Raw genomic sequence first — 22,021 nt, 5'->3', positions numbered from 1 at the left:
TTATAAACAAGATATAACATTGTGAACTTGTAAATTTGTGAAAATCACTTAAGAAAACACATGACAGGAACGGTCTATCGATCTACAGGAAGTTGGTATGAGGTGAAATCTCATGAAAATCAACAATTTTATAACTGTAGAATCAAGGGTAAATTTAGAATTCAAGGAATAAAAAGTACCAATCCTGTTGCGGTAGGCGATATAGTTGAATTTGATATTGAACAAAAGGGTGATGAAGAAGTAGGTATCATTCACGATATACATGATAGAGAAAACTATATCATTAGAAAATCGGTGAATTTGAGTAAACAAACTCATATTATCGCTGCCAATGTTGATCAAGTTTTCTTACTCGTGACCTTAAATAATCCGCCTACTTACACCTCATTTATTGATAGGTTTCTAGCTGCGGCACAAGCTTACGATATTCCGGTAGTTTTGCTATTTAACAAAGTAGATACGTATAGTGATGATCAACAAGAAACAACTATAGATCCAGAGACAGGTGAAGAAGTGATCACAATGACCGAGCTCGATCAAGTAAGATATTTGATGTTTATGTACAAGTCTATAGGATATGAATGCCTGGCAATAAGTGCTCAAACAGGAAAAAATATTGATCAATTAAAGAAGTTGATGAAGGGTAAAACTAGCATGTTTGCCGGTCACAGTGGTGCAGGTAAAAGTTCCACTGCAAATGCTATAGAGCCACAGCTTGATCTAAAGACAAAAATTATATCTGAACAGCATAAACAAGGTCAACACACGACAACTTTTGCCCAAATGTTTGATCTAGAGTTAGATGGTCGTTTGATCGACACGCCAGGGATAAAAGGCTTTGGAATTGTTGATATGGAGCCAGAGGAAATAGGAGATTATTTTAAAGAGATTTTTGCCCTCAAACAAAATTGTAAATTCAATAACTGTTTGCATGTTGAAGAGCCTAAATGCGCGGTGAAAGAAGCAGTGGAGAACGGCGAGATTTTTGAAAGCAGATATCAAAGCTATTTAAGCATGATCACTGGTGAGGACGATCAACACTATAGAGTTGATAAATATCAAAATTAAAATCCTTTCCTATTATGAAAGCTGTACTACAACGTGTTGATCATTCTAGCGTTACTATCAATAATGAAGTTCATAATGAGATAGGTAAAGGTTTACTCATATTTTTAGGAATTACACAATTAGATACTCAAGAGGATATTGGATATTTAGTAAAGAAAATTCTTAATATGCGTATTTTCTCAGATGGCGACGGTAAGATGAATTTAAGCCTTCTTGACACAATTGGTGAAGTTTTGGTGATATCCCAGTTCACACTTTATGCATCTACAAAAAAAGGGAATCGCCCCAGTTTTATTAACGCAGCAAGACCCGATATCGCTATACCGTTATATGAAAGATTTAAAAAAGAATTGGAGAAAGCGTATTATTCTGATGTGAATAATTCCGCTTTCGCGAAAGCGAACTTTAAAACATCACCTATAAAATCTGGAGTCTTTGGCGCCGACATGAGAGTAAGCTTAATAAATGATGGCCCAGTGACGATAGTAATAGATAGTAAAAATAAATAACCATGTCAATTAAACAATCACAACAGCAAGTAGATGAGTGGATTAAAAATCACGGTGTTCGATATTTTAATGAACTTACCAATATGGCTCAACTTACTGAGGAAGTAGGTGAGGTAGCTAGAATAATCGCTAGACGATACGGTGAACAAAGTGAAAAGGAAAGTGATAAAAACAAGGATCTAGGTGAGGAACTTGCAGATGTTCTGTTTGTTGTACTATGTCTTGCAAACCAAACCGGTACTGATCTAGAAGATGCCTTCAATAAAAAACTAAAAATGAAGACTGAAAGAGATCACGATAGGCATCATAATAATGAAAAATTAAAATGATAGCATTTAAGTTACATAAATGCGACCATCCAGATACTGATAAATTATTCAAAATTACAGGATCAAAAAGCGAGAGTAATAGATGGTTGATTTTACAATCCTTGTTTAGTGATCTCGTTTTAAATAACCTATCAAATAGTGATGATACACGTTATTTAAAAAAGGCACTAGATTCTACAGATCATATTCTAGACATAGGTCATGCGGGAACGGCTATGCGTTTTGGAACTGCGTTATTCGCTTCTCAAGCAGGTAAGTCGGTAGTGATTACAGGTAGTGATCGCATGAAAGAGAGACCAATAGGAATTTTGGTTAACGCATTACAATCTATTGGAGCTCAAATTACGTACCTAAATAAGGAAGGATATCCACCTCTTGAAATTACAGGAAAAAAACTAAAAGGAGGAATAGTAACCTTACAAGCAAATGTAAGTAGTCAATATATTACTGCTTTATGCTTAATTGCACCAGTATTAGAAAAAGGTCTTGAAATCGAACTTATAGGTGAGGTTACCTCTAGACCTTATATAGAAATGACCTTGTCTATTTTAAAGAAAATAGGGTGTGATATCCAATGGGACGAGAATTTTGATGATAATGTTGAAAAAATAAGTATTCAACCTATAAAAAACATTAGTAAACTATCTCAAACAGTCGAATCAGATTGGAGTAGCACTGGATATTGGTATACTTGGGTCGCTTTTCAAAACATTGGGTATAAAATTTCCTTGGAATCCTTCTACAGCGATTCTATGCAAGGTGATAGTAAACTACAGGATATTTATAAAAAATTTGGAGTAGAGACTAGTTTTGAAGGGAATAACCTAGTTTTAACTAAGACCTCAGACACGATAGATCAACAACTTCATTTTGATTTAACGGAGCAGCCTGATCAGGCGCAAACTATTTTTGTAACCTGTTTAGGTTTAGGGATAAATGTTGAACTCACAGGATTACACACTCTCAAAATTAAAGAAACAGATAGGATAGAAGCAATGAAGGAAGTGGGATCACGCTTTCGCGAAAGCGTAATTACCACCACATCCGATTCTATTAAACTCATTCTGCCTCACAACAGTAAATTGTTAAATGAATTTGTAGTTGATACTTATCACGATCATAGAATGGCACTTTCATTTGCTCCATTGTGCAAGTTTACTGACGTTCAAATTAATGATCCAATGGTAGTCACAAAGAGTTACCCAGACTATTATGAGCATCTAAAATCAATAAATGTGTCGATTACAGAAATTTAAGAGTTATTTTGCTTGACAAGGCCTATCTCGAGATTGTATATTTGTATTAAATTCAAAATTAGTTAAATGAAGTTATCGAATTTCGGTTATAATCTACCACAGGATCGTATTGCACAATACCCTGAAGAAAATAGAGATGAGTCTAAACTCATGGTCTTGCACAGAAAATCTGGAAAGATAGAACATAAACTTTTTAAGGATGTAATCGATTATTTTGATGAAAAGGATGTCTTTGTAATGAACGATACAAAGGTGTTTCCTGCAAGATTATACGGTAACAAGGAGAAAACAGGTGCTCGTATAGAGGTTTTCTTATTGCGTGAACTTAATCCTACTACCAAACTTTGGGACGTGCTAGTAGATCCTGCTCGTAAAATTAGAATAGGTAATAAATTATACTTTACTGAGGATGATAGTCTAGTCGCTGAGGTAATTGATAATACTACTAGTCGTGGTAGAACATTGAGATTTTTGTTTGATGGTACCTATGAAGAATTCAGAAAGAAATTAAAAGACCTAGGAGAAACACCATTACCTAGAGAACTGGAGCGTGATGTAGAGGAAAACGATGAAGAACGTTACCAAACGATCTTTGCACAAAATGAAGGTGCTGTCGCAGCACCTGTAGCCGGTCTTCACTTTTCTAAGCATTTGTTGAAGCGCATGGAGATTAAAGGTATTGACGTTGCAAATGTTACCATGCATATTGGATTAGGTACATTTGCTCCTGTTGAGGTCGAGGATCTTTCAAAGCATAAAATGGATAGCGAGCAGGCGTTTATTTCACAAGCTACCTGTGATGCTGTAAATGAAGCTATCGATAATAAACGTAATGTAGTTGCTGTTGGGACAACAACGATGCGCACACTAGAAAGTTCTGTGAGTAGTGATGGTCATCTTAATACATACGACGGTTGGACAAGTAAATTTATTTTTCCACCGTATGATTTTAGTATTGCAACAGCTATGATAACCAACTTTCATCCTCCTAAATCTACTTTAATGATGCAGGCGGCTGCTTTTGCTGGTTATGACTTTTTAAAGGAAGCTTATGATATTGCATTAAAAGAAGGTTACAGATTTAGTACCTACGGTGATGCAATGTTAATCATTGATTAATCGATAAAAATTATAAGAATTTACTTAAAAACCAGCCTATGAGGCTGGTTTTTCGTTTTATCACGGAATAATTAGCTTGATTATTATATTTTTAAGACCTCTTTAAATAATAGTATGAAAAATTTTCCCCTTTCATTAATAACTGTGTTTATATTCAGTTTGTTTAGTCACGCACAAGATTCGTCAAAACCTTTTTCTTGGAGTTATGAAGGAAGTTATCAGGCTAATATCGAATCTTTTACTGGTGTTCCTTTTAAAAAACTAGCTAGAGAAGATGCCAAAAATGATTTAGATAAAAGTACACCGTGGCGATTTGGATATGATTTTGCCACTAATATAGACCCAGGTACTCATGGTGAGTATATTAATTTACCAAATGGTGATCGGGTATGGCGCGTTAGAATTCAGTCACCAGGTGCAAAAACGATAAATTTATTTTTTGATTGGTACAAGTTAGCAAAAGGTGCCAGGTTATTTGTTGCTGCCTATGACCAATCTGATAGGACAAAGGAACTTACTTATTTACAAAATAATCCTAATGACGCAATTGGGATTTGGCCAGTTAAAAGTGATGATGTTTGGGTTGAGTTGTATGAACCATCAGACGTTGTAGGTCAATCTATTTTGGAAATCGCAAACGTAGTTCACGGTTATAGAACAATAGGAGAATCACCAGACGCAAAAGCTTTAAATGACTCGGGATCCTGCAATCAAGATGTTGATTGTGATATAACACCACCAGGTGCCGATCCTTTTAACGTTAATCAGAAAAAGGAAGATGTTAAGAAAAGTGTAGCTATGATGGTAGTTGGGAATTCTGGAGTTTGTACTGGTTCCCTAGTCAACAATACAGCTCAAAATGGAGAACCATTATTCTTAACAGCAAATCACTGTGGTAATCAGGTATCAAGTTGGTCTTACAGATTTAATTGGCGTAGTGATAATCCATCTTGTGGAACTACTGCAAATAGTGGTAACGGAGGTTTTGATCAGACTGCTGTAGGAGCGACATTACTAATGAACAACTCTGGTAGTGATACTACTTTAGTTAGAATTACAGATGCTGGTTTCTTTAATTCTACCAATCCGCCAGATGTAGTTTGGAACGGTTGGAACCGATCTACAACCGCAACTCCTCAATTAAATTTTGGTGTTCATCATCCTAGTGGTGATATACAAAAGGCTTGTCGAGACGATCAAGGAGCAACGAGAACTTCAACTTCATTCAATGGTAATGGTAATGCTCAAATGTGGAGAATTGCAGACTGGGATTTAGGTGTAACCGAGCGAGGTTCTTCAGGTTCACCATTATTTGATCAAGATGGTAGAGTTATTGGTGTTCTTTCAGGTGGATCAGCCGCGTGTGTAGGAACAAATGATAACGGTGGATTTGATATATATGGAAGATTTGGTGTTGCTTGGGATCAGGGTACAACAGCATCTACACGATTACGTGATTGGTTAGACCCAAATGGGATTGGTGCAGTTACACTCGATCAATATCCTCCAATTAATCAGTTTCCAATTGATGCTGCGGTTAGTTTGCAAAACGCGCCTCAGGTGGTTTGTGGATCTACCATTACACCAGATGTTGTTATACGTAATGCCGGTACACAACCATTGACAAGTGTCGATATAGTTTATAATTTTAATAATGGAGGTAATACAACTATTAGTTGGACAGGTAACCTTAGTCAAAATGCAACGGCTGTAGTTTCTTTACCTACTTTTACATTAAATTCAGGAAGTAATAATTTATTTGTTAATTTAATTAATCCCAATAATTCAACAGATCCAAATGTGTCCAATAATTCAGTCATAGCAAATTTCACGAGAGATTCATCTCAATCATTTGTGGCAAACAACTTTGTAACGTTTAATATTACTACGGATAATTATGCCAATGAAACTTCATGGGAATGTTTAGATAGTTCTGGAGCTATAGTTGCAAGTGGAGCAAGAGGATCGCTTCCAGCAAACGCTACAACTTATAGTCGTACTATTCCTATAGTGCAAGGTGAGTGTTACACTTTTACTATAAATGATTCACAAAGTGACGGGATTTGTTGTTCATTTGGTGTAGGAAGTTATAATCTGACTACGGATACAGGTACTGTTATAACAACAGGTGGACAGTTTGGTGCTAGTGAAACAACTAAATTTAATGTGACCGATACCAGTAGTGTAGATGATTCTTTAGAAGAAGCCCTGAAAATATACCCAAATCCTTCTTCTGGACTGTTCACGATAGAATTTTCTCAGAAATCTAGTTATTCGTTATATAACCTGTCTGGTAAATTAATAAAAACAGGTCCTTTAGACGATAATAGCTCAACATTAGATTTATCAAGTCTTTCTAATGGTATGTATTTTTTAAGTATTGAAGTAAATGATACTACGCTTACGCGAAAGCTTATAAAGAAGTAACGTATCAAAAGTAATTAAGTAATATAAACGTCTTGCAAATTGTACCTTTGCAAGACGTTTTTGTTATGATAAAAAAGAGAGATATAAGGTCTTATACCAAAGAGGAGTTAAGAAAGTTCTTTGAGGAGAATGGTGAAAAAGCTTTTAGAGGTAACCAAGTGTATGAATGGTTATGGAAAAAAGGGGCTCACACTTTTGATGAAATGACAAATCTATCTAAGTCTACTAGAGTCTTTATGGATGAGCATTTTACCATCAATCACATTAAGGTTGACCACATGCAGCGCAGTAATGACGGGACTATAAAAAATGCGGTTAAATTACATGATGGTCTTGTGGTGGAATCTGTAATGATACCTACACCTACAAGAACAACAGCTTGTGTTTCTTCTCAGGTTGGTTGTAGTCTTAATTGTGAATTTTGCGCTACTGCAAGATTGAAAAGAATGCGTAACCTTAATCCTGATGAAATTTATGATCAGGTAGTAGCTATAGATAAACAAAGTAGAATTTATAATAATAGACCTTTATCCAATATCGTGTTTATGGGTATGGGAGAACCATTGATGAATTATAATAATGTTCTTAAGTCTATTGAAAAAATAACGGGAGACGAAGGTTTAGGTATGTCACCTAAACGGATTACTTTATCAACTAGTGGTATTCCAAAGATGATTAAAAAGCTGGCTGATGATCAGCCTAAATTCAATCTAGCACTCTCCTTGCACAGTGCAATCGATGAAAAAAGGACACAGATAATGCCTTTTAACGAACAGTTTCCTCTTGCAGATATTGCAGATGCTTTAAAGTACTGGTATAATAAGACGGGAACCAAGGTTACTTATGAATATGTTATGTGGAAAGGAATAAATGATCAAAAAGAAGATGTTGATGCATTGGTCAATTATTGCAAAATAATACCTTGTAAGGTGAATATAATAGAATACAATAGTATTGATGATCCAAGATTTGAGCAAGCCTCACAACAAGCTTTAAATATGTATGAAAAGACACTTGAAGCTAATGGAATAGTTGTTAACGTACGTCGTAGTCGAGGTAAGGATATTGATGCTGCTTGTGGACAATTGGCTAATAAGGAATAATAAGTATTGTTTTTAAATCTCTTAAACAAAATAGCCTTGTAAAAATTTACAAGGCTATTATTTATTATTTAAATTATTTCAGAATTTACTCTTTAATAAATTGAACTGCTTTAGATCCAAATTCAGTATTTATTTTAATAACGTAAATACCGCTTTTAAGATCTCTCACATTAATATTATTATTCGTGAATTCTATATCTTCTTTAATTAGCTGACCAAGTGCCGTGTAAATTTGTATACTTGAAATTGTATTTTCTGAAGAAATTTCAAGAATGTCTGTAGCTGGATTAGGGCTTACAGTAAACGATATAGACGGATTGTCACCTAGACTAGCAGTATTTTCTGTAGTGAATGACCAAATAGGGGCATTCGCAGCTTCACCACCTACATTTCTAGGTACTATTTGCCAATAATATGTTGTGTTCTCCATAATACCAGTGATATCAATAGCAACATTAGCAGTTGCTCCTAATGTTGTAAGGGCATTTGGGTCCGTTCCAAAATTAAAGAGATACGACTCTGCGGCACTACCAGTTGTGTCAGGTGTCCATGCAAATGCAACAGCGTTGTTGTTGCTTGTATCTATTGTTACGTTTGTAGCCCCATCAGCAGGTGTAGGAGCAGATGCTGGGTTAGGAGCTGTTATTGTTCCTGCTTCAGTAGTGAAACTCCATATTGGATTGTTGGTGGCTGCTCCAGCAGTGTTCCTAGGAACTATTTGCCAATAATAAGTAGTGTTGTAAAAGAAACCATTTACGTTAATTGGTCTAGCAGCAGCAGCTGGAATTGTACCTATAGAAGATAGTGTTGTAGGGCTGTCTCCTAAAAAGAATTCATATTCATCTGGAGCAACAGCGCCTAGACTAGTGTCTGGTTGCCAGTCAAAAGTTACACTATTATCGTTGTTGGTTAAGTCTACTGTTACTCCAGTTGCGGCATCAGCAGGTGTAGGAGTGTTAGCAGGTCCTGGAGCTGCTGAAGCTCCTTGAATCATAGCAACATTATCAAAAGTAACTGCATCACCATCGTTTTGGACATGTACAAAAGCTATATAAACACTTTGATTCATGTATGCTGCTAGATCAACTGTAAATGTAGAAAAAACAGCAGAAGCATTATTACCCAATTGGGCTTCGGTAAAACTACCTACTTCGGTGAAAGAAGTAGTATCTGTTTGCGAACTAGTTGAAACACGTATACTTAAAACGGAACCAAAATCGCCCTGATTTAAATCAGTGGCATCAAATTGTACCACGTTTTGAGTCATGTTAATTGGAATTAAAGGGGTAACGATCCAGTCTTCTGCAAGCTGACCAGGAGTAACAGCTTCCCAAATATTTTGAGCCCTAAATTCTGGGTCAGTACCAGCTTGCTCCCATACTTCAGCTGTTCCTAAACCATTGGCACCATTAAAGACTGTCCATCCTGCAGGAGGAAATGCAGCACCTGCACCGTTAAAGTCCTCGGAAAATTGTGAGAAACCGATTTGAATGACAAATAACATCAAAACGGTTAGAGTAATTTTTTTCATGAGTTAAGTTTTATTAATAATCGTTAAAAATAGGAACTTTAATTGAGAAACGAGTTCATTTTTAACTGACTTAACGTTAAAAAACATTAAACAAATTTTATTTTAGATTAAATGTCATTTCATAGGATAATCTGTAAAAACAAAAGTTCACTTTTATGAATTCTATAAATTAATTAGAGCTTTTCTTAATATTTTTGCATCCCATGAAGATTGTTGAGCAAATTAAACAACCCATAGGTCATGAAATGGAACTTTTTGAGCAAAAGTTCAGACTTTCTATGGCATCTCGTATTCCATTGCTCAATAGGATTACTCATTTTATTGTAAACCGTAAAGGGAAACAAATGAGACCCATGTTTGTTTTTCTAGTGGCCAAGATGATAGGTGGTGGACAAGTAAACGAACGCACTTATAGAGGTGCCGCGGTAATCGAACTTATTCATACCGCAACGCTAGTTCATGATGATGTGGTGGATGATAGCCTGAAAAGACGTGGTTTCTTTTCGGTAAATGCTCTGTGGAAAAATAAAATTGCAGTTCTAGTAGGTGATTATTTATTGAGCAAAGGATTGTTATTGAGTATTGATAACGAGGATTTTGATTTGCTTAAAATAATCAGTGTAGCTGTGAGAGAGATGAGTGAGGGCGAGCTCTTACAGATTGAAAAAGCAAGACGTCTTGATATTACCGAAGAGGTTTATTACGATATAATTAAAAAGAAAACCGCTACCTTAATAGCTGCATGTTGTAGTCTAGGAGCATGTGCCGTAGCCCCATCAAGCGACCATGTTGAGAAAATGCTCAAGTTTGGTGAGCTTATAGGAACTGCTTTTCAAATCAAGGACGACCTCTTTGATTATGGGAACGAGCGTATAGGGAAACCTACGGGAATCGATATTAAGGAACAAAAGATGACCTTGCCACTTATTCACACATTAAATACTTGTAGTGCAGACAAGCGCAAATGGCTTATCAATTCGGTTAAACGCCACAACCGTGATAAAAAAAGAGTAAGAGAAGTGATTCAATTTGTCAAAGATCATGGCGGTCTGGATTATGCCATTAAAGCCATGTATCAATACAAGAATGCAGCTTTGGAGATTTTAAACACTTATCCAGATTCTGAGTACAAACAATCTTTACGCATGATGGTAGATTATGTGATTGATCGTAAAAAATAAGCATGAAGCTTTTTACGCTTTCGCGAAAGCGTAATTCAAATTATCCTTTTTTTTAAAAACAAATCATACTACATTTAAGCAGGTATACCTTTTCATACTAATAGGTTACTCTATTAAAATGAGTACCTTTGCAAATGCTAAAAACAAGAGATGAGTATAGTTGCGATTGTAGGAAGACCGAATGTAGGAAAATCTACCTTTTTTAATAGATTAATACAGCGTAGAGAAGCCATTACCGATGCCGTAAGTGGTGTGACTCGCGACAGGCATTATGGTAAAACCGACTGGAATGGCCGTGAGTTTTCTGTAATTGATACAGGTGGATATGTAATAGGTAGCGACGATGTTTTTGAAGCGGAAATTGATAAGCAGGTAGAGCTTGCAATTGATGAGGCTGATGCGGTCATTTTCATGGTAGATGCGGAAGATGGAATTACCAGCATGGATGAGGATGTTGCAAAAATTCTTAGAAAAGTTACAAAACCTATATTTCTTGTAGTAAATAAAGTAGACAACGTACAGCGCATTCAAGATGCGTATGAATTTTACAATTTAGGTCTAGGTGATTATTTCAATATCTCTAGTATAAATGGAAGTGGTACAGGTGATTTACTAGATGCTGTAGTTGAAAAGTTGCCAGAAAAGGAAGAAATTGAAGAGGAAGAATTACCTCGTTTTGCCGTTGTAGGTAGACCAAATGCAGGTAAATCATCCTTTATTAACGCTCTAATAGGTGAAGATCGTTATATAGTAACTGATATCGCAGGAACAACTCGTGATTCTATCGATACAAAATATAATAGATTTGGTTTTGAGTTTAATCTAGTAGATACTGCTGGAATACGACGTAAAAAGAAGGTTAAGGAAGATCTTGAGTTTTATAGCGTTATGCGTAGTGTAAGGGCTATAGAGCATTGTGATGTTTGTTTACTCGTTTTAGACGCAACAAGAGGATTTGACGGTCAGGTTCAAAATATTTTTTGGCTTGCAGAACGTAATAGAAAAGGGATTGTTATTCTGGTGAATAAATGGGACCTTGTAGAAAAGGAAACTAATACGATGCGAGATTTTGAAGCTCAAATTCGTCGTGAGATGGAACCTTTTACTGATGTTCCTATTGTTTTTATGTCGGTTTTAAACAAACAGAGAATTTACAAAGCGATTGAAACAGCTGTAGAGGTCTATAAAAACAGGTCAAAGAAAATAAAAACAAGCAAACTTAATGAGGTTATGTTGCCTATCATTGAGAACAGACCACCGCCTTCAACCAAAGGGAAATATGTTAAAATCAAGTTTGTAACCCAATTACCAACTCCACAACCCCAATTTGCCTTCTTTTGTAATTTACCACAATATGTAAGAGAGCCTTACAAAAGATATCTGGAAAATCAGTTGAGAGAACATTTTGATTTTACAGGAGTTCCAGTAAGCGTTTACATGAGAAAAAAATAAAAGGGCAATAGTTTGAATTAGTTTTCGTTTGTAAATTACATTTGCTATGAAACTAACCAATCATGAAAAATTTGCTATTTACGCTGGTATTGATGACCAGTACAATTCTATTTGCCCAAAAAATAGAAATTAAAGGAGTTGTATTGGACTCCTTATCAAATACAGGTTTACAAAGTGCAACCGTATTTGCTGAAGCTAAAAAAGACGCTACCTTAATTGCCTACTCGATAACTGATGAAAATGGCGCATTTACTATAAGTGGTAACACAAGTGTCGATAGTCTAGTATTTTACGCCTCGTATCAAGGGTATAAAGAATTTAGAAAAGAGCTCTTTATAAAGGATAATCGGGAAATAGATTTAGGACAAATATCTTTAAGCAATCAAGTTGAAGAATTGGAAGGTGTGCTTGTAAATGCCAAAGCTGCGCCTATTCGAATTAAACAAGATACCTTAGAGTTTAATGCTGGATCATTCAAATCAAAAGAAAACGCTACACTAGAGGATTTACTAGAAAAATTACCAGGTGTAGAAATAGATAAAGATGGCACCATAAAGGTAAATGGTAAAAAGGTCAATAAATTATTAGTAAACGGAAAGGAGTTTTTTGGGAGTGATCCCAAAATTGCACTTAAGAATTTACCTAAGGAGATTATTGATAAAATTCAAGTAACTGAATCTAAGACAGAAGAACAAAAAATTCTCAAAGAGAAAAGTGATAACAATGAGGCAGAAATTAACGTTGTCATTGCTGAAGATAAGAACAAAGGTTTTTTCTCTAGATTCACTGCTGGTGCTGGAACTGATGAAAGATACTCCTTGAGTGGTATTGCTAATTATTTTAACAAGGATCTTCGTGTCAGTGTACTAGGAGCTGGTAACAATATAAATTCACCTGGTTTTAGCTTTGATGAAGTGTTTGATGCAATGGGAAGTCAGGCGTTCTCAATATCCAGAAGTTCAAACGGTTCCTTTGGTGTTAATGGATTCAACTTCGGTGGTAGTGGTGATGGTATTACTACTAGTCAAAGTGGCGGAATCAATATTTCTAATGACTGGGGTAAGAAGGTAGAATTAAGTGCAAATTATTTTTACGGAGGCAGTGAAACGATAAGCGCCACCCAATCGAGAAGAGAAACCTTTTTACCTGATCGTAGTTTTATCAATAATTCCTCAAATGATTCTAGATCAGACGGTTTTAATCACAGAATGCGTGCAGAATTAAAGGTTAGGCCAGATACTCTAACGACTATAACTTTTACACCTGAATTTAATTCGAGTCAAAATCAAAGTAATTCCAGTAGCAATTCAATTGCATCAAATCCCGACGGAAGTATAATTAATGACGTGGAAACTTTAAGCTCCAACGATTCTGAGTCAACAAATTTCAGTGGGAACTTTTATGTTTTTAGAGGAACTTTAGGCAAAAAATGGAGTTTTTCAGCTAGTGGTAATTTATCCTTGAATAATTCTGACAATCTCAATGATTTTAATAGTACAAGGAATACTTTTGGATCTTCACCTAGCACTGAAATCCAAAATCAACTAATTGATCAGGAAAATAACATTAGGTCATATAGAATAGCACCCAAGATTAATTATAAGGTTCATGACTCATTAAGCTTTTTTACTGAGTATACCTATAGGAATCAAAATCAGGAAAATATACGAAGCGTATTTGATAGAGATTCGGGTACGAATTTATTTAATCAAGCACAAAGTACTGATCAGGAAATTAATACCTTGGAACAACGGGCCGTATTAGGAGGAAGATATAAGTTGGGCAAATACAGATTGAATCTTTCTACAGGTTTTATACGACAAAGTTTAGATAATAATGATGGTCTTAGATCATTTGACTTTGAAAAAGAATTTACTAATCCTTATTTGAACGCCAGGATTACTAAAAGTTTTGGAGAAAATGGTTATCTAAGTTTGAGCTTTAGGAATGATATTAGTCTACCAGCAGCAAATCAATTACAGCCTGCTGAAGATAGAACAAACCCTCAAAACATTATAATAGGTAATCCGGATTTGAATGCTATAAAAAATAATCGTGTGAATTTCTACTATAGCGATTATAACTGGAAAGAGCAATCTGGATTATATGCCGGTGGATCTTTAAACTTTGTAAACGATAGAGTTGTAGCAAGTACCATAACAGATGAAGATCTGATTAGGACGACAACTTATACCAATGTTGATGGTGTGTTTAATTCATATGTTTATGTGAGTTACAGCAAAAGTTGGAAAAAAGACAATTCAAAAATTAAAGTAGGATCAGGTCTAGATGTAGGTTATGATGAGAACAAAGGTTTTACACAGAATATCCTATTTACTACAAAAAGTACAAGAATTAACCCTAGAGTATATGTGAGTTATGATATTGATGATTTATTGGACGTAAAATTGTCCTATGATCCTAGTTTTAATAAAACTAAATTTGATAACGCGCCATTTCAAGAGCAAGATTTTACTAATCAACAAGTATCAATCGACCTAACTACATACTGGCCTAAAAAGGTCACTTTTGGGCTAAGAGGTGAGTATAATAAGTTTGGGAATATAGAAGCTGGGTTTGATGATGATTCCTTGATTCTAATAGGTAGCTTAGGTTACTCGTTTGCAAATGATAAAGCTAATTTTAAAGTTAAAGCCTATGATATTCTCAATCAAGTAATAGGTACAAGAAGAACTGTAGCTAGTGATTATGTTCAGGATACTAATACTTTAGTATTACAACAATACTTCATGTTTAGTTTTACGTATAAACTTTCAACTTTTACTAAGAAGAAATCGGAGAATTCAATCATTTTTATGGATTGATAACTGAGTACCATAAATAATATATGGTACTCAGTTATCACAGTATATTATTGGGTTATTGATTAACTTGCGCGGTTAAATAATAAGCCCTGCAACGTTTCCCTATCATACGAGTAATTATTCCTGCCTACAATGAACAAGATTCGATAGGTCATGTGATAAAAGATATTCCAAAAATTGTGACAGAAGTTGTCGTTTGTAGTAACAACTCAAGCGATGATACCGTCCTAGTAGCTAGAAATGCTGGTGCTACTGTGGTTGAGGAGCCAAATCCTGGCTACGGAAATGCATGTTTAAAAGCAATGGACTACATAGCGCAATTAAATGAACGCACAGATATTATTGTTTTTTTAGATGGTGACTATAGTGATTATCCAGAACAGTTAATTGAGCTAGTGAATCCTATAATAAACGACGATATTGATGTCGTAATTGGAGCTAGGGTTTCACATTTACGTGAAAAGGGAAGTATGACACTACCTCAAATATTTGGAAATTGGCTGGCAACTACCCTTATGAAATGGATGTTTGCAAGTAAATTTACAGACCTTGGCCCGTTCAGAGCTATTAAATATGATAAGCTATTAGCCTTGAATATGCAGGATAAAACTTACGGTTGGACTGTAGAATTACAGCTTAAGGCTCTAAAGAATAACTATACCTATTGTGAGATTCCAATGAAGTACCGCAATAGAATAGGAGTATCAAAGGTGTCAGGTACTGTTAAAGGTGCTATCTTTGCAGGCGTTAAAATTTTAACGTGGATTTTTAAATACGGTATTAGGAAATGATTTTTGAGTGGATATGTATTGTGATTTATTCTATAGCATTAATATTAATTATGCTTTATGCTTTTGCGCAACTCAATCTGCTGGTTAACTACTTAAAGGCCCGCAAAAATCAAACAGATAACGATCCCGTTTTTGATTTGACAAACACTGCCGAGGTTCCATTTGTAACCATACAATTACCAGTTTTTAACGAAGCTTACGTTATGGAGCGATTGCTAGATAATATTGCTTTAATGGATTATCCTAGACATAAGTTAGAGATTCAAGTATTAGATGATTCTACGGATGAGACAGTTAAAACCACTGCAGCACATGTTGAAAAACTGGCTGCAACTGGATTAGATATTAAACACATCACTAGAACAAATCGTGTTGGATTTAAAGCAGGAGCTCTTAAAGAAGGTTTAGAAATCGCAAAAGGTGAATTCATAGCGATTTTCGACGCAGACTTCTTGCCGGAGTCTGATTGGCTTAAAAAAACCGTTATCTATTTTAAAAACCCTGAAATAGGAGTAGTTCAAACTCGTTGGGGTCATTTGAATAGAGATTTTTCCATTTTAACTCAAGTTCAAGCCTTTGCTCTCGATGCTCATTTTACTCTAGAGCAGGTTGGAAGGAATAGTAAAGGACATTTTATCAATTTTAATGGTACCGCAGGAATATGGCGTAAACAAACCATAATCGAGGCAGGAAATTGGGAAGGAGATACCCTAACCGAAGATCTAGATCTAAGTTATCGAGCGCAGCTCAAAGGTTGGAAATTTAAATATTTAGAGGATGTAACTACACCAGCAGAGTTACCTATTGTTTTAAGTGCTGCTCGATCACAGCAATTCAGATGGAATAAAGGCGGTGCCGAAAACTTTAGGAAAATGGCAAAACGAGTGGTTTCCAACAAGTCACTATCTTTTAAGTCAAAAGTCCACGGTATATTACATCTATTGAATAGTACTATGTTTTTAAACGTACTTATTGTAGGTGTTTTAAGCGTTCCCATGTTGTTCATTAAAAATACTTACGCTCACCTAGCGCCTTACTTTTATGCAATGAGCTTTTTTGTTCTTAGCTCAATTATCTTTTTTATATGTTATTGGTTCATGTATAAAAACACCTATGGTGGTGGTTTTAAAAACTTCATTTCCTACATTGGAATGTTTTTCACCTTTTTCTCGATTGCTATGGGATTCTCATTACATAATTCTATAGCTGTTATTGAAGGTCATATAGGTAAACGCAGTGAATTTGTGCGCACTCCAAAGTTTAATCTAGCAGCAGTAGGAAAAAATTGGAAATCCAATAAATATCTACGAAAAAACTTAAGTAAAAATCTAATTATTGAGTTTTTATTGATTCTCTATTTTGCGTTTGGAATTGTTGCAGCTTTTTATGTAGGTGATCAAGGTGGAGACTTTGGATTGCTTCCTTTCCATTTGATGTTAATGATTGGGTTTGGATTCGTTTTTATTCGCAGTTTAACAGATAAACAATAATGAAACGCCGTATTAAAAACGGTCTAGGTCTTACTACCATTATATGTTGCGTACTATACGCTTTTTTCTTTACGCTTTCGCGAAAGCAATTCTATCAACTAACAGTTACATATATATTACTATTTATTGGTTTAGCCTGTTTTTGGTGGTTGTTTAAGGAATTTAATAGATCTTACTCTCAACTAGTTGATCAAGATAAAACACTCTTTCAAAAGCATAGAACAACTATCCTGATAGGAAGTGTAGGAGTTCTATTAAGATTAATGATTTGGGAAGTGACTCCCAATCTCTCTCAAGATTTTTTTAGATTTATATGGGATGGTCATATGTTGCTTAATGGATATAATCCCTATTTATATATTCCAGATGAGATCATAGGAGAAGCATCGTCCTTTATCCCTAATGCCCAGGTATTAAGAGCTTACATGGGAGATTTAAGCGCTAGTCATTATACCAACTATCCGCCGCTTAATCAGTTTTTCTTTGCAGTAGCGGCTGCACTAGGTGGTAAAAGTATAACCGCTACGGTTATTTTTATGAGATTGTTTATTATTCTAGCCGATGTAGGAACACTTGTAATCATGGTTAAATTATTAAAACAACTGGGTAAACCTGATTACTATAGTCTGTTGTATTTCTTAAACCCTTTTGTCCTCGTGGAATTGACGGGTAATTTACACTGGGAAGGTGTGATGGGCTTTTTTATGCTACTAGCGTTTTACTTATTATTGAAACTCAAAAAATGGTGGAGCGCCTTATTCATGGGATATGGAGTATTATTAAAACTCATGCCTTTGTTGATATTACCTATATTACTTAATCGAACTAAGTTCAGTAAAATAATCCCTTATTATTTATTCATTTTAATTGTAGTCGGAATGGGATTTTTACCATTCTTGTCCATTGAGCTTTTTGATAAATACAGTAATAGTGTAGGCTTGTGGTTTGGTAAATTTGAATTTAATGCCTCTGTTTATTATCTAGTTCGTGAAATAGGTTTTGGTCTTGTAGGTTACAATACTATAGGAACGATAGGGAAGATTCTACCTTTTTGTACTCTAATAAGTGTGTTACTTATTACATACTTTAGAAATAACCGCACACCAGTTGGTTTATTCACTAGTGTAATGTTCGCCTTTTGTTTGCATTTGCTCTTTGCAACCACCGTACATCCTTGGTATCTAGTAATACCCTTATTATTTAGTGTTTTTACCAAATATAGGTTTATGGTAGTCTGGTCTGCTTTCATATTTCTAAGCTATTATGCCTATTCAAATTCCAATTATCAAGAAAATTTGTGGTTGATTGCTTTTGAATATGTAGTTGTAATAGGTTATTTCATTTACGAGTTATTTTATTTCTCCCGATATGGGGAAAACACAACAAATGTGAATAAAAATGTATCTTTATACCGTTAAACCATCCATCAAATGAAAAAAATCATTATTGTTCTTTTGATTATAATAGTCGGTTTTCTAGCCTATGATTATTATAAAGATTGGCGCCGATTGCATCCTGATAATGCAAATTACGAGGCAAGTGAAAGGATTGATATTACTTATCATGATGATAGCGTTTTATTTTCCTATTATGAAGCTATTGAAGATTTAAACTCCTATGTTCAATATGAATGGAGTGTGAATGATGTGGATGTAATTAACCCATCAGATGACGATATAGAAACGCAACGTGCAATTAAAAAATATGCATCAAAACGAGCTTTAGTAAAATACCTGGAAAATAAGCTTGAAAATAGTGCTCATTTAAAATCTGAGGGATGGACCAACGATCAAATCCAACAGAAGGAATTAGGAATTACACAGCAACCTCAACCATCAAAAGTATTGCCGTTATATAAGGATATGCTAGTTGCTTTTCCCAAAAATGAATTAAAAACTGGTAGTCGAGGAGTACTTGTTTATGAAGTTCAAAAACTTCTCAACAAGGCACTGAAGGATAGTATTGATATTGACGGTGTTTATAGCACTATCACTACACAAGCTGTAAGTAAATTCGAGTCAGCACATAGCTTATTTCCTGACGGACAGCTCGATGCGCTGACTCTCGAAAAACTTGTTGAGGTTACGACAACATCTGTAAATTAATCACTTCTTGTTGAGTAAGCTTTCTATAGTGGCCTCTAGGTAGGTCTTTTTTGGTTAAACCGTGAATCATAACAACATCCATAGAGGATACTGAGTAATCTAAACTCTCAAAGATCTCTTTTACGATACTTTCCTTATTTATGGAAAGCTCTATACCAATTTCGTTACTGCGACCGTTTTCAATGTAATTGATATCATTAACATGAATTTCTTGTCCATCGATAATAAGTCCTTCACGAATTTTTAGAAGGTCAGCATGTTTCAAACTGCGTTCTAACGTGACTTGATATAATCTCTTTAGTTTTAGGTTAGGATTATTAAGTTTATTGGCCATTTTAATATCTGTGGTAAATATCATCAGTCCTAATCCAGTTCTATTAAGTTTACCTACATGATGTAGGTGGTATCCACTTGCATTGCGCATTAAATCATCAACTGTTTTAGAAGCCTTGTCTCCTTTATTAGCCGTAATAAATCCTTTTGGTTTATTTAGTAGGTAATACTCATTTCTTCTAGGAGTGATAGATTGGCCATCAAATTTCACGTGATCGTCTGGCTGCACTCGATAACCCATTTCTGTAACAGGTTTGTCATTAACAAAAACACTACCAGCTGCAATAAACACATCGGCTTCTCTACGACTACAAATTCCAGAATTGGCTATGTATTTGTTTAAACGAATACCTTTTGTATCGTCGCTAGTTGACGAACTTTCGTTTTTCTTGCGTTTTATGTATTGTTTTTTAGTAACAGGTTTCCCTGTTCTAGATGTGCCTATAATTTGATTTTTACCACCGCGAGTGTTGCGTGTAGATTTGCTTTTAGAATTACTATTAGCTGGTCCCTTACGTCCTCCTTTTCCCTTATTCATCTCTGCTATTTTTTTGCAAAGATAATATTTTGAAAGACCTGTGCTTGAGAGAGATGAATTTATTTAAATTTTATTGTCGACTGCCTATCTCTGTTCACATGTAATTGAGTGACGTCTGGTCTAGAGTAATGTCCAACTGCATCAAAATTTTGACGTTCTTCATAAACACGATGAAGGTCTAGAGTAGCCGTTATTAACTCTTCATTCCCTACTTGGGGTTCAATAATCCATTCCCCATCTGGTCCTGCGATGCAACTACCACCGTTGGCTAGTACTTCAGGAGCATTTGTTAGAATTTCATCTAGATGAGGAGTGTTTTCTGGAAAATCAGATTTAAACATTGTACTCGCAACACTTAAAACAAAGGTGCGTCCTTCTCTTGCGATGAATCTGGTAATGTCTTTAGTATTGTGGTCACTACCAGGCCAGCAAGCTACATGTAAATTGGTGCCTTGTGCGTACATCGCAGCTCTAGGAAGTGGCATCCAATTTTCCCAACAGTTTAAACCACTTACCGTAAAATCTTTCAATTGGTGAGTTACTAACCCATTGCCGTCACCTGGTGCCCATGTCAACCTCTCGTCATAGGTAGGTTGCAATTTACGGTGCACGCTTTGTATTAAACCTTCTTGATTGATGTAAACAAAGCTTGCATATAAACTATGACCGCCACGATCTTCTGGTCTTTCGATTATTCCTAAATAAATTGCCATTTTATTCGCTTTCGCGAAAGCGCATACCTCATCTAGCTCTCCTTTTTCTATACAAATTGCGTTTAAACTGTAGTGTCTATGAAGTTCTTTGACAATCTTTTTATTCCAAGCAGCCCCATCGGTAAGTGCTAGCCAAAATGGATATCCTGGTAATAAGCCTTCTCCAAAAGCTACTAGTTCTACTTGCTGATTTTTTGCTTGCTCCAGCGTAGTCAATATTTTTTTTAACGTAGCTTTTTTATCAAGCCATACAGGGCTTATTTGAGCTAGTCCTACTTTTATTTTAGAATTATTCATTATATGAAATCCTTTAATCTATTTATTATGGCTGGTAAGTCAATTAATAATATTGAAAATACGCCTACGCCAATTATAACTTTGAGAATAAAATGGATTAATAAATATTCCCGCTTTCTTTTTGAAGACCATAATAAGGGTAAACATACCAGTAGAGCTCCAGCAACCATCGCAAAATAATACTTCATGTCACCTACATTGTAGGTGGTTATAAGAATGGATGCTGGGATAATTGCTATGAATGTAAGAAAGGTATAAAAGGTTTTACTCGCTTTAATTCCTAAAACAACAGGAATAGTGTGATAGTTTTGAGCTAGGTCACCACGTAAATTTTCTAGGTCCTTAATAAGTTCACGCATTCCCAAAATCAAAAACAAAAAGGACCCATGAATAAGAATCACTGGTAAGAAATTACGATAATACATGAATAGAACAAAAAACGGACTTATGGATAGCAATGCCGCCATCAAATTACCTAGAAATAAAATTCTTTTGAGTTTATGTGAGTACAACCACATGGCAAAAATGTAAAATGCAAAAAATGCTCCAGCACGCCACGAGACGATCGAGCCTAACAAAAAGGCAATGGCATTAAGGGTAAAATACACAGACCATAACGTTGATCGACTTACCTGATTTTCTAATAAGGTTTTTTGAGGTCTATTGATTAAATCCTTTTCCCGGTCGTAAAAGTTATTTATAATATAGCCACTGGCAATGGCGCTAGCACTAGCTAAAATAAGGAGCCACAATTTATAGTCTAGCAAAAGACTTTTTACTGGCAATTCTGGAGCGATGATAAAAATACTAGCCAGTAATTGTGCCACCGCTATTAGCCCCACGTTGTACAACCTCACCGTACTGAAAAGGCTTAACGATTTAACCAATAACGTGCGCAAACTTTGTTTGTTCCTAGATTGATATGATTGTTCCAGATTCACAGTTCGAATTTAC

Annotated in this window: 18 protein-coding genes; 14 read left to right on the top strand and 4 right to left on the bottom strand. The window is 35.3% G+C overall.

Features of this window, described 5'->3' with window-relative positions; all coding sequences use genetic code 11:
* The first annotated feature begins 60 nt into the window (after positions 1–60).
* The 7 genes from rsgA (at position 61) to rlmN (ending at position 7,811) form a co-directional block, all read left to right on the top strand.
* Positions 61–1,068 (top strand): ribosome small subunit-dependent GTPase A, encoded by a 1,008-nt coding sequence (gene rsgA / locus HCN53_RS07805; RefSeq protein ID WP_167342614.1) that lies wholly within the window; start codon positions 61–63, stop codon positions 1,066–1,068.
* A gap of 14 nt (positions 1,069–1,082) precedes the next feature.
* The gene (dtd, locus tag HCN53_RS07800) at positions 1,083–1,577 is read left to right on the top strand and encodes a D-aminoacyl-tRNA deacylase (RefSeq protein WP_167342613.1); all 495 of its coding nucleotides are present in this window, start codon (positions 1,083–1,085) and stop codon (positions 1,575–1,577) included.
* Between the two features lie 2 nt (positions 1,578–1,579).
* The gene (locus HCN53_RS07795; RefSeq protein WP_167342612.1) at positions 1,580–1,906 is read left to right on the top strand and encodes a nucleotide pyrophosphohydrolase; all 327 of its coding nucleotides are present in this window, start codon (positions 1,580–1,582) and stop codon (positions 1,904–1,906) included.
* Entirely contained in the window at positions 1,903–3,162 is a 1,260-nt protein-coding gene (locus tag HCN53_RS07790; RefSeq protein ID WP_167342611.1) for a 3-phosphoshikimate 1-carboxyvinyltransferase, read from the top strand. The genes HCN53_RS07795 and HCN53_RS07790 overlap by 4 nt, the downstream gene beginning before the upstream one ends.
* Before the next feature lie 66 nt (positions 3,163–3,228).
* Positions 3,229–4,281, top strand: coding sequence for a tRNA preQ1(34) S-adenosylmethionine ribosyltransferase-isomerase QueA (gene queA, locus HCN53_RS07785; protein WP_042279579.1), 1,053 nt, complete (start codon positions 3,229–3,231; stop codon positions 4,279–4,281).
* Positions 4,282–4,395: 114 nt separating this feature from the next.
* On the top strand, positions 4,396–6,708 hold the full coding sequence (locus tag HCN53_RS07780; RefSeq protein ID WP_167342610.1) for a T9SS type A sorting domain-containing protein: 2,313 nt from the start codon (positions 4,396–4,398) through the stop codon (positions 6,706–6,708).
* A 65-nt stretch (positions 6,709–6,773) separates the two neighbouring features.
* Entirely contained in the window at positions 6,774–7,811 is a 1,038-nt protein-coding gene (gene rlmN, locus HCN53_RS07775; protein WP_167342609.1) for a 23S rRNA (adenine(2503)-C(2))-methyltransferase RlmN, read from the top strand.
* 85 nt (positions 7,812–7,896) lie between these two features.
* Here the strand turns inward: rlmN and HCN53_RS07770 are convergent, their stop codons facing one another.
* The gene (locus HCN53_RS07770) at positions 7,897–9,342 is read right to left on the bottom strand and encodes a T9SS-dependent choice-of-anchor J family protein (RefSeq protein WP_167342608.1); all 1,446 of its coding nucleotides are present in this window, start codon (positions 9,340–9,342) and stop codon (positions 7,897–7,899) included.
* A 203-nt stretch (positions 9,343–9,545) separates the two neighbouring features.
* Here HCN53_RS07770 and HCN53_RS07765 point away from each other — a divergent pair, with 203 nt between their 5' ends.
* From HCN53_RS07765 to HCN53_RS07735, 7 genes are all read left to right on the top strand, one after another.
* Positions 9,546–10,523, top strand: a complete 978-nt coding sequence (locus HCN53_RS07765; protein WP_042279586.1) for a polyprenyl synthetase family protein — start codon at positions 9,546–9,548, stop codon at positions 10,521–10,523.
* A gap of 150 nt (positions 10,524–10,673) precedes the next feature.
* Positions 10,674–11,975: a ribosome biogenesis GTPase Der gene (der, locus tag HCN53_RS07760; RefSeq protein ID WP_105018048.1), complete on the top strand. Its 1,302-nt coding sequence runs from the start codon at positions 10,674–10,676 to the stop codon at positions 11,973–11,975.
* 62 nt (positions 11,976–12,037) lie between these two features.
* On the top strand, positions 12,038–14,800 hold the full coding sequence (locus tag HCN53_RS07755) for an outer membrane beta-barrel protein (RefSeq protein WP_167342607.1): 2,763 nt from the start codon (positions 12,038–12,040) through the stop codon (positions 14,798–14,800).
* Between the two features lie 89 nt (positions 14,801–14,889).
* Complete coding sequence (locus HCN53_RS07750; protein ID WP_105018050.1) at positions 14,890–15,591, top strand: glycosyltransferase family 2 protein; 702 nt, start codon at positions 14,890–14,892, stop codon at positions 15,589–15,591.
* Entirely contained in the window at positions 15,588–17,081 is a 1,494-nt protein-coding gene (locus HCN53_RS07745; protein ID WP_105018051.1) for a cellulose synthase family protein, read from the top strand. The genes HCN53_RS07750 and HCN53_RS07745 overlap by 4 nt, the downstream gene beginning before the upstream one ends.
* Positions 17,081–18,499: a glycosyltransferase 87 family protein gene (locus HCN53_RS07740; protein ID WP_167342606.1), complete on the top strand. Its 1,419-nt coding sequence runs from the start codon at positions 17,081–17,083 to the stop codon at positions 18,497–18,499. Before HCN53_RS07745 ends, HCN53_RS07740 begins: the two co-directional genes overlap by 1 nt.
* A 12-nt stretch (positions 18,500–18,511) precedes the next feature.
* Entirely contained in the window at positions 18,512–19,186 is a 675-nt protein-coding gene (locus tag HCN53_RS07735; RefSeq protein ID WP_167342605.1) for a peptidoglycan-binding domain-containing protein, read from the top strand.
* On the opposite strand, the gene HCN53_RS07730 is transcribed toward HCN53_RS07735, so the two are convergent.
* Genes HCN53_RS07730 through HCN53_RS07720 form a run of 3 tightly spaced genes read right to left on the bottom strand, consistent with a single transcriptional unit; the run spans position 19,164 to position 22,008 of the window.
* Positions 19,164–20,057 carry a pseudouridine synthase gene (locus HCN53_RS07730; RefSeq protein WP_042279603.1) on the bottom strand — a complete coding sequence of 298 codons (894 nt, stop codon included), beginning with the start codon at positions 20,055–20,057 and terminating at the stop codon, positions 19,164–19,166. The two genes, HCN53_RS07735 and HCN53_RS07730, sit on opposite strands and share 23 nt — an antisense overlap.
* A 59-nt stretch (positions 20,058–20,116) precedes the next feature.
* The gene (locus tag HCN53_RS07725) at positions 20,117–21,067 is read right to left on the bottom strand and encodes a carbon-nitrogen hydrolase family protein (RefSeq protein WP_167342604.1); all 951 of its coding nucleotides are present in this window, start codon (positions 21,065–21,067) and stop codon (positions 20,117–20,119) included.
* Positions 21,067–22,008 (bottom strand): geranylgeranylglycerol-phosphate geranylgeranyltransferase, encoded by a 942-nt coding sequence (locus HCN53_RS07720; RefSeq protein WP_105018055.1) that lies wholly within the window; start codon positions 22,006–22,008, stop codon positions 21,067–21,069. Before HCN53_RS07720 ends, HCN53_RS07725 begins: the two co-directional genes overlap by 1 nt.
* Between the last annotated feature and the right edge of the window lie 13 nt (positions 22,009–22,021).

The sequence above is a fragment of the Nonlabens sp. SY33080 genome (assembly GCF_011784885.1).
Lineage (GTDB): Bacteria > Bacteroidota > Bacteroidia > Flavobacteriales > Flavobacteriaceae > Nonlabens > Nonlabens tegetincola.
This window is presented reverse-complemented; position numbering and strand designations above follow the sequence as displayed.